The 12,399-nt window shown below is 49.3% G+C and carries 13 protein-coding genes; 7 read left to right on the forward strand and 6 right to left on the reverse strand.

Annotation, left to right across the window (positions count from 1 at the left end):
- Positions 1–42 precede the first annotated feature (42 nt).
- Complete coding sequence (locus tag B5066_RS07845) at positions 43–1,041, reverse strand: LLM class flavin-dependent oxidoreductase (protein WP_079475390.1); 999 nt, start codon at positions 1,039–1,041, stop codon at positions 43–45.
- A 94-nt stretch (positions 1,042–1,135) separates the two neighbouring features.
- Here B5066_RS07845 and B5066_RS07850 point away from each other — a divergent pair, with 94 nt between their 5' ends.
- Positions 1,136–2,026: a hypothetical protein gene (locus B5066_RS07850; RefSeq protein ID WP_079475391.1), complete on the forward strand. Its 891-nt coding sequence runs from the start codon at positions 1,136–1,138 to the stop codon at positions 2,024–2,026.
- A gap of 9 nt (positions 2,027–2,035) precedes the next feature.
- Here the strand turns inward: B5066_RS07850 and B5066_RS07855 are convergent, their stop codons facing one another.
- Positions 2,036–2,578 (reverse strand): GbsR/MarR family transcriptional regulator, encoded by a 543-nt coding sequence (locus B5066_RS07855; RefSeq protein ID WP_079475392.1) that lies wholly within the window; start codon positions 2,576–2,578, stop codon positions 2,036–2,038.
- 258 nt (positions 2,579–2,836) lie between these two features.
- On the opposite strand from B5066_RS07855, the gene B5066_RS07860 reads away from it, so the two are divergent.
- The 3 genes from B5066_RS07860 to B5066_RS07870 are packed head-to-tail and all read left to right on the forward strand — an operon-like array spanning position 2,837 to position 5,865.
- Complete coding sequence (locus tag B5066_RS07860) at positions 2,837–4,033, forward strand: quaternary amine ABC transporter ATP-binding protein (RefSeq protein WP_079475393.1); 1,197 nt, start codon at positions 2,837–2,839, stop codon at positions 4,031–4,033.
- Positions 4,026–4,865: an ABC transporter permease gene (locus B5066_RS07865; RefSeq protein ID WP_079475394.1), complete on the forward strand. Its 840-nt coding sequence runs from the start codon at positions 4,026–4,028 to the stop codon at positions 4,863–4,865. The genes B5066_RS07860 and B5066_RS07865 overlap by 8 nt, the downstream gene beginning before the upstream one ends.
- Positions 4,866–4,923: 58 nt before the next feature.
- On the forward strand, positions 4,924–5,865 hold the full coding sequence (locus B5066_RS07870) for a glycine betaine ABC transporter substrate-binding protein (RefSeq protein ID WP_079475395.1): 942 nt from the start codon (positions 4,924–4,926) through the stop codon (positions 5,863–5,865).
- Positions 5,866–6,114: 249 nt separating this feature from the next.
- Here the strand turns inward: B5066_RS07870 and B5066_RS07875 are convergent, their stop codons facing one another.
- A complete protein-coding gene (locus B5066_RS07875; RefSeq protein ID WP_079475396.1) occupies positions 6,115–6,354 on the reverse strand; it encodes a DUF362 domain-containing protein in 240 nt (79 codons plus the stop codon).
- A gap of 226 nt (positions 6,355–6,580) precedes the next feature.
- Between B5066_RS07875 and B5066_RS07880 the strand changes: the two genes are divergently transcribed.
- Both B5066_RS07880 and B5066_RS07885 read left to right on the forward strand, forming a co-directional pair.
- On the forward strand, positions 6,581–8,359 hold the full coding sequence (locus tag B5066_RS07880) for an SLC13 family permease (protein ID WP_158219167.1): 1,779 nt from the start codon (positions 6,581–6,583) through the stop codon (positions 8,357–8,359).
- Between the two features lie 61 nt (positions 8,360–8,420).
- Positions 8,421–8,936 carry a VanZ family protein gene (locus B5066_RS07885; RefSeq protein WP_158219166.1) on the forward strand — a complete coding sequence of 172 codons (516 nt, stop codon included), beginning with the start codon at positions 8,421–8,423 and terminating at the stop codon, positions 8,934–8,936.
- Positions 8,937–9,020: 84 nt separating this feature from the next.
- Here the strand turns inward: B5066_RS07885 and B5066_RS07890 are convergent, their stop codons facing one another.
- The gene (locus tag B5066_RS07890; protein WP_079475399.1) at positions 9,021–9,407 is read right to left on the reverse strand and encodes a single-stranded DNA-binding protein; all 387 of its coding nucleotides are present in this window, start codon (positions 9,405–9,407) and stop codon (positions 9,021–9,023) included.
- A gap of 18 nt (positions 9,408–9,425) precedes the next feature.
- Complete coding sequence (locus B5066_RS07895) at positions 9,426–9,992, reverse strand: transposase (RefSeq protein ID WP_079475400.1); 567 nt, start codon at positions 9,990–9,992, stop codon at positions 9,426–9,428.
- A gap of 343 nt (positions 9,993–10,335) precedes the next feature.
- Here B5066_RS07895 and galU point away from each other — a divergent pair, with 343 nt between their 5' ends.
- Positions 10,336–11,223 carry a UTP--glucose-1-phosphate uridylyltransferase GalU gene (gene galU / locus B5066_RS07900; protein WP_079475401.1) on the forward strand — a complete coding sequence of 296 codons (888 nt, stop codon included), beginning with the start codon at positions 10,336–10,338 and terminating at the stop codon, positions 11,221–11,223.
- A gap of 83 nt (positions 11,224–11,306) precedes the next feature.
- On the opposite strand, the gene B5066_RS07905 is transcribed toward galU, so the two are convergent.
- Positions 11,307–12,242: an accessory Sec system S-layer assembly protein gene (locus B5066_RS07905; RefSeq protein ID WP_079475402.1), complete on the reverse strand. Its 936-nt coding sequence runs from the start codon at positions 12,240–12,242 to the stop codon at positions 11,307–11,309.
- Between the last annotated feature and the right edge of the window lie 157 nt (positions 12,243–12,399).

Here is a 12,399-nt window from a genome sequence, read left to right on the forward strand (position 1 = left end):
GAAAAAATCCGCACCGCTCAATCGAGCGTGCGGATTTTTTGTTTAAAGATTGCCGGCAATATCTGCGGTATACTGAAAAGATATCTTTTTTGCTTCAAAATCATAAATGTTGGTAATGCCCATTAATTCATCGAGTCCGAGCTTATCCCGAAGCTCGCGCAGCTGCTTTTGGACCGTGGCAGGAGAGCCAATAACAGCACGGCGTCGATTGTGCCGGACTTTTTCCTGTTCTTCCTGTGTCCAGTTACTGGGGTTTACACTGTTTGGAGCAGGTACTTTCGTATTTGTTCCTTTTTCAACATTTAACAGCCATTGGTCCTGACTTAAAGCGAGGTGCTCAGCTTCTTCGTCGGTGGAAGCACAAACGATAAATACGCAGGCGGCAGTCACCGGCCGAGGCTGACGCTCGCTTGGTACAAAAGAATCGTGGTATTTTCGGACTGCGTCCACCCCCTGGTCGGGACTGATGAAATGGCCAAACATGAACCCGGCGCTTTGTTTGCCAGCGTCCCGGGCGCCGCGTTCAGACAGGCCCAGCACCCATGTTTCGGGCAGAGTGGCACTCATCGGAGAGGCTTTAATGGAGGCATAGGGGTGGTTTCCGGGAAGAGAACGGTCAATAAACCCCTGGACTTCCTGCAGAAGGCGGGGGAAGGCGGAAAGGCTCTTTTTATGGCCATCGGTCAAAGCTTCCCGGATCGTATTGCCTCCCCCGGGAGACCTTCCGATACCAAGGTCGATTCTGCCTGGAAATAAAGCTTCAAGCACCTTGAAGTTTTCTGCTACTTTATAAGGACTGTACTGAGGAAGCAGGACCCCTCCTGAACCGATGCGGATGCTTGAAGTAACGCTTGCCAGGTGCGACATCAGAATTTCCGGCGAAGAACCGGCCAGGCCGCTCGTGCTGTGATGCTCAGCTACCCAAAAGCGGTGAAATCCCAAGTCTTCGGCCAGTTTAACAAGTTCACGTGTGTGTTCAAAGGCTTTTTCGGGTGTTTCGCCGTCTGCAATTGGTGACTGGTCAAGAATGCTTATATTCATACGCGTTCCTCCAACTAAACAGAATGCTTTTCTATGCTAGTCCAGTGTAAAAGAAAACCGGAAAAATCTACAGTAAATGAAACGGAGGCGTTTGATGAACACAAAAGCAATCAGCCATTGGATCCAGGAAGTGTACGGTATAGCCCGGGCAACGGTTCAACAATGCGGAGCCAGTCATTATGAAGTGAAAGACAGAATGAATACAGAATGGGTTCTGATAATTGGAAAGCTTGTCCTTTCAGAGAAAGAAACAATTCAGTGGCTTGAAGCTGAAAATGATATCGGTATAAGAAAAACGATAGATGGGAAAAAATTGCCGAGTGCAGGGGAGGATGGCCATGCCTATATGTATCAGAAGAAATCCGGGAACTGCGGAAAGGGGAAAGAGAAGTACCGGAAGCTCGGCGCCGGCTTGGCAGCAAAACACCGCAGCTGGCATGAAAAACTGCCGGGAAACGATAAAAAGAGCATTCTATTGGCAGAACAGACCGCTGAGGCAGAGCGACGGCAGATGGATAAACTGCTTCCGGAAGGCCAGACGATTATTCGGCAAAGCATCGATTCGTTATTCCCCGTCATACAGCAGGCGGCCACACAACCAGGCAGCATAGGTTTTGTTTTCAGGGAAGTGAAATGGCGGACTGGGTTTTCAGCAGAGAAAGTCCTTCTTCCAGGAGCAATGCCGGGAGTCCATGTAAGGTTATACGATCTTGCGGCGCTGCTGCGGAGTATCCTGATGTCTTTTTCCGGAGAAGAGGATTATCAGCCATTTGCGAGAATGGTTTTTAATGAACTGCTGGCCGGCTATGACAGTACGTGGAGTATTCCACTTCCCTCGCTGCAGCAATTTGCCAATATTTTAGAATGGCATGATTTGTATCAGTATGCGCTGCTCTGGCAGCCGGCAGATACGGAGGCAGTTTTGGCGAGGAGAGTGCATGAACAGATCCGGCTTGAACATCGGCTGCCACTGCTGGAAATTTAACAGCTGAGCTTATTTTGGGGGGACCATCGTAAAAATTTCACCGCTTTCAAAGATGCGTATCACTTCATCCAGCCATTCGTAATATCCGAGGGCATAGTTGATTTTTTCCAGATCGTGCTGCAGCACTTCAATAAGATACGGCTCGTCCGCTTCCTTTAAAAAAGTTTCAAAATCTTTTTTGGCCTGGCGGGCTGCTTTTTGATTATTATCCGCAGCTTCCCGCCACCGGTTCACAAAAGCAGAAGCAAATGACTGGTACCAGTCGTCGTTGGGTTGGTACAGGTCCTTGCGTACTCCCTTTTCCCACACCCGTTCCACCATATCTGCCTCCATGAGGGCCCGTATCCCTGTACTCATGCTCATTTTACTCATGCCGAGTGCTGTGCTCATATCATCCAGGGTCATGGGCCGCTTGGCAAACAACACGGTGCCGTACAAACGTCCGTTTGTATCGGAAACGCCGTACAGGCCCATATTTTGGGCAATCGTGCCAATAAACTGATGTTTCGCTTCGTCCAGTTTGTCCTGAATGTTTTTTTGTTCCCTTTCCATACAGGGCCCCCTTTTTGCATGTAGTGCTTAAAGTTTAGCAAAATGCTTTGAAATAAAAAAATTGAATATTCGGTCGTTAAATCTTTTAATCAGTAGATAAAGATAGATATAAGTATATAATTTATGTACAGTATATACTTTATGAATAAAACAGCCTCAAATGGAGTGAGGAAAGTTTTGTAACTTTTATCCTAATAATATATAGTAAAAGAGTGATAACAAATACAGAGACAGACATAGTAAAAGAGGTGTGAAACGTTGGCGAAGATAGAAGTAGAGAACTTAACCAAAGTCTTCGGCAAGCGCCCGAACCGTGCGATTAACCTGTTGGAACAGGGAAAATCGAAAGACGAGATTTTAAAAGAAACGGGCTGCACGGTCGGCGTGAACCGGACCAATTTTTCGGTAGAAGCCGGGGAAATTTTTGTCATCATGGGCCTTTCCGGAAGCGGGAAATCTACACTAGTGCGACTTCTGAACCGGTTAATTGATCCGACCGAGGGAAGCGTATGGGTGGACGGCGATGATTTGGCCCGCATGGATGATAAAGGACTGAGAAAGGTACGCCGGGAAAAAATGAGCATGGTTTTCCAACAATTCGGACTATTCCCATTTCGGACAATTCTCGACAATGTAGCATACGGTTTGGAAATTCAGGGCCTGGAAGATCAGGATAAAAAGAAAAAAGCGGAGGACGCGCTGCAGCTCGTAGGCCTTGGCGGCTACGGCAACATGTACCCGGATGAACTGTCCGGCGGCATGCAGCAACGGGTCGGCCTGGCCCGGGCACTGGCAGCGGACACCGATATCCTGCTGATGGATGAGGCTTTTTCCGCGCTGGACCCATTGATCCGGAAGGAGATGCAAGACGAGCTGCTGGAACTGCAGGAACGGATGCAGAAAACGATCGTGTTCATCACTCATGACCTGGACGAAGCACTCCGGCTCGGGGACCGCATTACCATTATGAAGGATGGCCGGATTGTCCAGATCGGTACGCCGGAGGACATTCTTCAGCATCCGGCGGATGATTATGTGGCCCAGTTCGTCGAAGACGTAGACCGCTCCAAGGTGTTCACCGCCGAAGCGGTCATGAAACGTCCGGAAACGCTTACGATTGATAAAGACGGCCCGCGGGTGGCGCTGCAGCGAATGAAAAAAGAAGGCATTTCGAGCTTGTATGTGACGAATAAAGACCGGACGCTGCTCGGGATCGTGCATGCTGACGAAGTATCGGAGCTGGTGGAGCAGGGCTCGGAAGATATGCGCAGCGTGCTTCACGAAAACGTGCCGGCAGTACAGAAGGACACAGTAGTCAAGGAAATGATTGAGCTGCTTACATACAAAAATACACCGGTTGCTGTCGTTGATGAAGATAACAGGCTCGTAGGTATCGTCGTGAGAGGTTCTGTCATGGCACTTCTGTCCGGCAAGGAGGTAGAAGCCGTTGAATAAGATTACACCGCTTCCGCTGGCTGACTGGATTGACGCGTTTGTGTCCTGGCTGACCCAGGCAGAATTTATTTTTGGGCCTCTGACGGATATTGTTGGTTACTTGATCAGCGGCTTCGAATGGTTGTTCGGCATTTTCCCGCCGTGGCTGCTGCTGTTAATCATGACCGGATTAACGTTCTGGTTCGCCGGCCGGAAAATCGGGCTCACGGTGTTTGTTCTGCTTGGGCTGCTCCTGATCTGGAACCTAGGCTATTGGGAGGACATGGTGCTCACGCTCGCCATCGTACTAACCGCCGGGCTGATTTCCATAGTGATCGGGGTGCCGGTCGGCATCTGGATGTCCCGGAGCCCGGTTGTAGAAGGCGCCGTGAAGCCGGTGCTTGACTTTATGCAGACGATGCCCGCCTTTGTGTACCTGATCCCGGCCGTGGCGTTTTTCGGGATCGGCATGGTGCCGGGGGTCGTTGCCTCCGTAATCTTCGCGATGCCGCCGACAATCCGTTTTACGAACCTCGGCATCCGCCAGGTGCCGACCGAAATCATTGAAGCGTCGGAGGCCTTCGGGTCGACGGGGAACCAAAAGCTGTTCAAGGTACAGCTCCCGATGGCCAAAACAACGATTATGGCGGGGATTAATCAGACGATCATGCTGGCGCTGTCGATGGTCGTCATTGCCTCAATGATCGGGGCGGACGGCCTCGGCACGGCCGTCTACTTTGCCGTCGGCCGGAACGACGTTGGCGGCGGCTTTGAGGCCGGTCTTGCGATCGTGATTGTGGCGATTATCCTGGACCGGCTGACGCAGGGTATTGGAGCAAGTAAGCGAAAATAGGAACACCTTCCGTTAATGGAAGTATCCATATAATTCAAACAAAAGGGGAGTAATTTACATGGAAAAATTATGGAGAAAAGCTGGTTTAGGCGCAGCCGGAGTTTCAATGGCTGCAATTATGACCGCGTGCGGCGGTGGCGGAGATTCCGAAGAATCCGGCGGCTCTGACGATTCCGGATCGAGTGAAGAATCCTCTTCGGGAGGTTTTGGCGAAGAAGTAGACTACACGATTACCGGCATTGACGCTGGGGCTGGCATTATGTCTCAAACAGACCAGGCGATTGAAGATTACAACCTTAGCAACTGGAATCTCCAGGCAAGCTCAGGAGCGGCAATGACTAGTGCACTTGGGGACGCGATTGCAAATGAAGAACCGATCATTGTCACCGGCTGGACCCCTCACTGGAAATTCGCCGAATATGATTTGAAATACCTGGAGGATCCGGAGGGCTCTTACGGTGACGGTGACGATATTCATACCGTGGTGCGCCAGGGACTCGAAGAGGATCTACCGGGGGCGTACCAGTTCCTCGATCAGTTCCAGTGGGAAGCTTCTAACATGGAAGAAATCATGGTAGAGATTCAGGACGGCACAGAACCGGCTGAAGCTGCTGCTGCATGGGTCGATGAAAACGAAGATATGGTATCTGAATGGACTGACGGCGTAGAGGAAGTCGACGGTGAAGCAATTGAACTTGTGTACGTTGCCTGGGATTCTGAAATTGCTTCTACGAACGTAGTCGGAGAAGTGCTTACCGACCTTGGCTATGATGTAACGTTAACTCAGCTTGAAGCGGGGCCAATGTTTGCGGCCGTTGCTGACGGTGAAGCAGACGGCATGGTTTCCGGCTGGTTCCCGAACACACACGCGAGCCAGATGGAAGAATACGGCGACAGCTATGAAGATCTTGGTCCGAACCTCGAAGGCGCAATCACGGGCCTGGTTGTACCGGAATATATGGATATCGAATCGATTGAAGATCTTGAATCAGAAGAATAAACGTAGAAAGCCGGAGCTCCTGAGAGTTCCGGCTTTCTTTATGGCTAACTACACCAAATACCCACAGGCATAAGCCTGCGGGCATCAGGAAGTGGCGCAATCATGAACCAGGCAGCAGATAATGCTGCCTTAAACCGGTTCAATAATCGAGGTATGGGGTGGGGTAGTAATGGTTTACCCGTTTTCACCCAATTTAATCTGCCTAATTATAAAATATAAAAATCCCGCTAATAAAAAGCGGGATCTGATCTATTCTGTACCGAAGTACTGTTTTGCTTTTTCCAGATACGGTTCTGTTTCCGGTGTCAGTTCAGTGTCCTCCACGATTGCTTCTACTGGACAGACAACTACACAGGCACCACAGTCGATACAAACGTCCGGATCAATATAAAATTGCTCTTTTCCTTCTTCGATACAGTCTACAGGACAAACATCCACGCATTCCCCTGCTTTTTCCTCTATACATGGCGATGTAATGACGAATGCCATTTTGGTTCACCTCTTTTCGAAATATTCAAGAGATTTGTGAGTACGCGCCGAAAACCTGTCTCTCCAATGAAGAAAGCCGGCGCCTAGTAAGAAACCTCTCTTCTCCTAGTGTAAAACATATAGTGTTCCTTTACAATTACCTGCCGATAAGTATAATGGGTTATGAGTCTAAATTTGATTAAACATATTAAAATACTATGGATTACACATGGAGGGAGGTGACGGCGTGTCCTGGGAGATTGCATGGGTGCTTATTATCGTATTGGCGATGGTGGGGGCGTTGATGAAAGAAATTGCGAGACCGAGTATTATTTTTCTATTCGTGCTTTCTTTGCTGTTGGTCACGGGGCTTATTACCCCGCAACAGGGGCTGAAGGGGTTTGCCAACCAGGGCATGCTGACCGTTGGCCTTCTTTGTATTGTCGCAGGGGCCGTCCAGCAGACCGGCATTGTCGACCGTTTCGTGGAAGGGGTGCTGAGTAAAGGGCGCACCCCGAGGGGTTCATTAATGAGAATGCTTGTACCATCGGCGCTTATGAGCGGTTTTTTAAACAACACACCGATCGTAGCAACGTTTTCACCGCTTGTGAAACGATGGTGTGAAAAGTATGACCTCGCTCCGTCCAAGTTTCTGCTTCCTCTATCCTACGCCACGATTATTGGGGGCACGATTACACTAATAGGCACGTCCACCAACCTTGTTGTGCATGGGCTTCTGTTGGAGCGGGGCTACGCAGGGTTTCATTTTTTTCAGCTCGCCTTAATCGGCATCCCGGCAACAATTGCTGTCACCATCTTTATTTTAACGGTTGGCATAAAGATTCTGCCGGCACGGAAACCCCCGCTGTTCTATCAGAAGGAAGGCCGGCGGAAGTATATGCTGAAGCTCGAAATCACGCCGGCATACAAGCATCTCGGAGAGACACTGAAACGGGCAGGTTTTATTAACGATCCTTCGATGCAGCTGCTTGCAGTGATACCAAAAGACGCCCCGGGCAGCAGAGAGGTCGGCGAACACCATGTACTCGAGCCCGGCGACTGCCTGGTTGTTTACGGAGATCTGGCCCAGGTAGCTGTGCTTGAAAACATTGAAGGACTCAATATCAAAACAGAAGCAAACGAAGCACAGGCATCTGAACAGCCAAAAGAACGAAAACTGATGGAAGTAATGGTAACTCATTACTCTAATATTTTATTCACCAAATTAAAAGACATATTCTTTGACCAGCGGTTTGATGCCGCAATTATCGGTATTCATCGTTATGATGAAAGCTACTCGCCGGAAATGAAAGAAATGGTGGTAAAGCCGGGGGACACGCTCCTGCTTTTGGCTGGCCCGGAATTTGAACAAAAAACGAGCGCTCATAATGATTTTCACGTACTAAAAAATAGCGTGAATCCCTTTTTAAAAGGACCGAGATGGAAAAGCTGGCTGCCGCTTGTCATGATGGTGCTGATGGTTGTTCTGGCGGCTCTGCAGATTATTCCTATTTTTTATGCAGCGCTGATTGCTGTCGCCGGCCTGCTCGTAACTGGATCACTGTCACTTACAGATGTCCACCGCTATATTCCATACGAAGTGCTGATTGTCATTGCCGCTGCTTTTGGGCTTGGAGAAGCGATGATGAGTACCGGGGCAGCCTCGCTTCTGGCTGAACAGATGATCGAATGGTTTATGCCGTTTGGCGTCCTTGGAGTATTTACTGCCCTGTATGTACTCACAAATATATTCACGGAAGTGGTAACCAATAATGCGGCGGCTATCGTTATGCTTCCGGTGGCACTGGAAACAGTGGATATTTTATCTGTATCCCCTGTAGCAGCGGCAGTCATTGTTGCGATTGCAGCATCGGCAAGCTTTATTACGCCGATCGGCTACCAGACGAATTTATTTGTATACACGCAGGGCGGCTATCGTTTTACCGATTTTATGAAAATCGGTGTGCCGGTAAGCCTGATTGTAATGACTATCACAATCAGTATTACATGGACGGTATGGGGTTAAAAATTGGAAAAACGCCCACAAGTTTTTTATACTGAAAATAAAAAGAAAGAAGGTAAGCACCTTGGAGATACGAGCAGAAAAACTGTCCGCACCCAATTGGCTGTTTGTGCTGCCGCTTGCAGGTGCTGTACTGACCATTCTTATTTCAACTTCGATGCCTTATCAGCAGCAGGATATCCGGCCGTGGCTCGAGCATGTGCCGTTTGAATGGCTGCAGCCGTATGTTTCCGTGCCTTCCTTTACTTATGGCGGGGACCCGGTGAGCGTAGCTGCTTCCGGCGTCGAAGGGTATGTGGAATTTTTTATCCGCAAGGCAAGTCATGTGTTTATGTTCACCGTTATATTTATGGCGGCACTGTTTGCAGTGTACCCGTATAGTTTTTCATTTTGGGGAAAGCTTGCAGGGGCCTATAGTTTTGTGTTTCTATTTGCCCTGGTTGACGAATTCCGGCAGCACTTCAGTCCGGACAGGCACGGCATGTGGCAGGACGTAGTCCTCGATATGACCGGAGTAACCGCCGCAGCGGTCATTGTAGTTTTAGGCTGGCTGTGGAGATATGGCTCGAAATATATGTAAAAAGTCCCCTGCAGAGGAGTGCGGGGGACTTTGTTTTCAAACGGGGAGGATAGAGCGGGGGTTTAATGGAAGGGAGAAAAATTATTAGATGCCGGCAGGGAAGGGCTCAGTATTTAAACCAATGCTTTCCGGCGGTTCTTCGGGAGAGTTGTATTGCAGCTTTAAAAACCGGACGTCTTCGGCGTTTACTTCGACCACCTGAACACGCTTGTTGTCTTTGTTATCGTAGAGCCGGGTATTAATTCTTCCTTTTACACCGACCATAGCTCCTTTGTGACAGTATTCGCACGTCGTTTCCGCCTGCCGTCTCCATACGGTAACAGGTACGAAATCAGCATCATATTCCCCGTCCTGGTTGCGAAAGGACCGCTGGACAGCGAGGGTGAAGTTGCATACCGGGGTGCCGTCTTTCGTATAGGTTAATTCGGGATCCCGGGTGAATCTGCCGACAAGCGTCACTTGGTTAAACATGTAATCACTCCTGAATTGTTAGTAGGCCTGGAATGCAGACGTGTGGTGTAAAAAACGATGAAAGTATTCATGCCTGGGGGAGGGGAAAAATGCAAGGGTACGTTCAAGGGATAAAAAGGGGTGTTTCGGGGCGTACTCGGGCTGCGGTGCGAGATAGTCCCGGGCACTGCACCACCGGTACGTTCCCGAGTATGAATGGTCCAGCCTTTCAGTGGGAAGCAGATGTATCCGGCGGCTGTGCTCAAAAAAGGATGTTTCGTCCGGAAGAAGTTCAGAATGATAACGGGCCTGGAAGACCGGGCCGCTGGTTTCATAATGGCGCCGGTAGTGCATGGCGTAGGAAGCATGCAGCTCCCGCATAATAGTGGAGATAGAAACGTAGGTGGATTCGGCCAACAGATGAATACTGCCTGGAAGCAGGCAATAGGCGTGCAGGTCGAGCTTGGTGGTATTAATTACTTTAGCCAATAAGTATACGTATTGTTTATAATCTTTTTCGTTGGGAAATAACGTGCGGTTGGAAGCCCCAGCTGCAGTAATATAGTAGACAGTGCCTGGAAACCAAAGGCGTTCTTCCCGGGGCATGGGTATCACCTCTTTCGGTAACGATTTGCAGGGGGATTTCACCAAGAGGAGGGGGTTGGTGAAAATAAGGCCGCAGACTGGGCCTGGGAGCAGAAAAAAACGCGGTCGCGCCTCCTTTCATGTTAGAATATAAATACTATACCATATATTCCAACAAAAGGAAGAAGCAGAATGTGACAATACTTTGGGAGCCCTGGTACAGCTTTTGGAAAATTTAAGCAGGATGATTTTATTTCATGTATTTGTATTTCCTATTCATTATGGTATGTTGAATACAGCTTGATTTGTCTTGTATTTAACCTGCGTGCAGAGCGCGCAGCACAGTTATCAAGGAGGAAAAAAGATGAAAGTACGTAAAGCTATTATTCCGGCCGCGGGGCTTGGAACACGTTTTCTGCCAGCGACAAAGGCACAGCCGAAGGAAATGCTTCCTATCGTGGATAAACCCACTATTCAATACATAGTAGAAGAAGCGATTGCTGCCGGCATTGAAGACATTATTATTGTGAGCGGACGCGGCAAACGTGCGATTGAGGACCATTTTGACGTTTCGTATGAGCTGGAGCAGACGCTTGAAAAGAAAAACAAAACGAAGCAGCTCGAAGAGGTCCAGCAGATTTCCAACATGGCAAACATCCACTATATCCGCCAAAAAGAGCCGAAAGGCCTCGGCCACGCCATCTGGTGCGCTCACCGCTTTATTGGAGATGAGCCGTTTGCCGTTCTGCTTGGAGACGATATTGTCCATTCGGATGAGCCGTGCATGAAGCAGCTCACCGACGTTTTTGATAAGTACCAGAGTTCAGTCGTCGGTGTGCAGCAGGTTCCCGACCAGGACGTCTCCAAATACGGCATCATTGATCCGAAAAGTGAAGAAGAATCTGGCGTACACAAAGTACAGGGCTTAAAGGAAAAGCCGGACCTTGCGGATGCGCCTTCCAATTACGCAGTAATGGGACGCTACGTTTTAACGCCTGAAATTTTCGACATTCTCGAAACGCTGCCGCCGGGATCGGGCAATGAAATTCAGCTGACAGATGCCATTACGAAGCTGAACGAAAGCCAGGATGTGCTGGCGTATGAATTTAACGGGGTACGCTATGATGTTGGCGACAAATTCGGCTTTGTTAAAGCAACGATCGATTTTGCCCTAAATCGGGAAGATCTGCGTGAGCCGCTTGAAGATTATCTGCAGAACAGTATTCTGCAAAAAGAAACGGACAAAAAGTAAACATTTCAACCGCAAGCGCCGCCGGGGGAGCACCCCCAGGCGGCTTTTTTGCATAAAAAAAGAGCCCGCGCCAGGCTCTTTCGTTATGCTTTATCCTCCTCCTGTTTCTTTTTAATTGGATACGCTCTCCACTTGGAAAGGTCGATCTCATCCTTTTTCAGCAGACGATGCGGGAAGACAAACGTCCAGGGCCGGCTTGAAAAAGGCTGCACGGCGAAATCCTCGAGCTTGAATCCGCCCCGGGCAATAACATCCCCGTGTGCATCCTCGACCTGCAGCGGCACATTGTCGAGCTTGAGCTCGTTGTTGCCCCCATTGCGGATGAGGAGCGTCACATGGAGGTCACCGTTTTCGGACTGTACGGCACGCATGCCCATAAAGTTAACTTCACCAGGACGCGGCGGCTTCATGTCACGGATCATGTCCTTCAGCTTATCCACCTGCTGCTCGCTGAGCGCACTTTTCCAGCTGTCGGCAAGGTCAAGGTGGTGTTCGCGCTTTGGTTTTTCAACGTGAAAGCCAATTTTCCATCCGTCTTTTGGAAATTCCTGCTGAAGCTGCTCTTTAGGTGCGAAATAAAAGTTCCACGGCCGTGCGCTTCGCGGCGGAATATCGCCGACGCCTCTTAAATCGACTTTCTTTTTCGCAATCACCTGGTTGTCATTGCTCATGATTAATACGGTGGACTCCTTCAGCCGGATGGCTTTTTCCGCCCCGTTACGGATAAAAGCGGTGACAAGCATCTGGCCGTGTTCATCCCGCTGGGCGCTGATGCCGGAAAGCGCTACCTGGCCGGGCTTCAGCCGGGGTGCTTCGCCGTTTAAAAAGCGCAGGTAGTATTCATCTTCCTCCGGGATTTCGGCTTCAGGATGAAGGCTGAGCGTGGTTTCGACAGTGCGTCCGCTGTCATCGTGTGCTTCTTCTATGGTTTCCTCATCCTCCTGGGGTTGTTCTGCCAGGTTTTCTGGTTTGGCAGCATCTCCCTGGGACGATTGCTTTTTTCTACCGAATAAAGCCATTTTTTTCACCCTTTTATAATCGTAGTCATGGAGCTTTTTTATAAATGTACCAGCGTTGAATATATTCTGTGCGTCTTTTTAGTATATCATTCTGCCGAATGACTTTTAAGGGAAATCTCCAGGTGCAAGTTATTATTCCCACGACTCGTTTTCCTGT

This window comes from Marinococcus halophilus (genome assembly GCF_900166605.1).
GTDB classification, from domain to species: domain Bacteria; phylum Bacillota; class Bacilli; order Bacillales; family Marinococcaceae; genus Marinococcus; species Marinococcus halophilus.

What these genes read in the sequence shown, in the direction of transcription:
- B5066_RS07845 (WP_079475390.1), bottom strand. Translation starts at nt 1,041, where the DNA reads ATGAATATAAGCATTCTTGACCAGTCACCAATTGCAGACGGCGAAACA.
- B5066_RS07850 (WP_079475391.1), top strand. Translation starts at nt 1,136, where the DNA reads ATGAACACAAAAGCAATCAGCCATTGGATCCAGGAAGTGTACGGTATA.
- B5066_RS07855 (WP_079475392.1), bottom strand. Translation starts at nt 2,578, where the DNA reads ATGGAAAGGGAACAAAAAAACATTCAGGACAAACTGGACGAAGCGAAA.
- B5066_RS07870 (WP_079475395.1), top strand. Translation starts at nt 4,924, where the DNA reads ATGGAAAAATTATGGAGAAAAGCTGGTTTAGGCGCAGCCGGAGTTTCA.
- B5066_RS07875 (WP_079475396.1), bottom strand. Translation starts at nt 6,354, where the DNA reads ATGGCATTCGTCATTACATCGCCATGTATAGAGGAAAAAGCAGGGGAA.
- B5066_RS07890 (WP_079475399.1), bottom strand. Translation starts at nt 9,407, where the DNA reads ATGTTTAACCAAGTGACGCTTGTCGGCAGATTCACCCGGGATCCCGAA.
- B5066_RS07895 (WP_079475400.1), bottom strand. Translation starts at nt 9,992, where the DNA reads ATGCCCCGGGAAGAACGCCTTTGGTTTCCAGGCACTGTCTACTATATT.
- galU (WP_079475401.1), top strand. Translation starts at nt 10,336, where the DNA reads ATGAAAGTACGTAAAGCTATTATTCCGGCCGCGGGGCTTGGAACACGT.
- B5066_RS07905 (WP_079475402.1), bottom strand. Translation starts at nt 12,242, where the DNA reads ATGGCTTTATTCGGTAGAAAAAAGCAATCGTCCCAGGGAGATGCTGCC.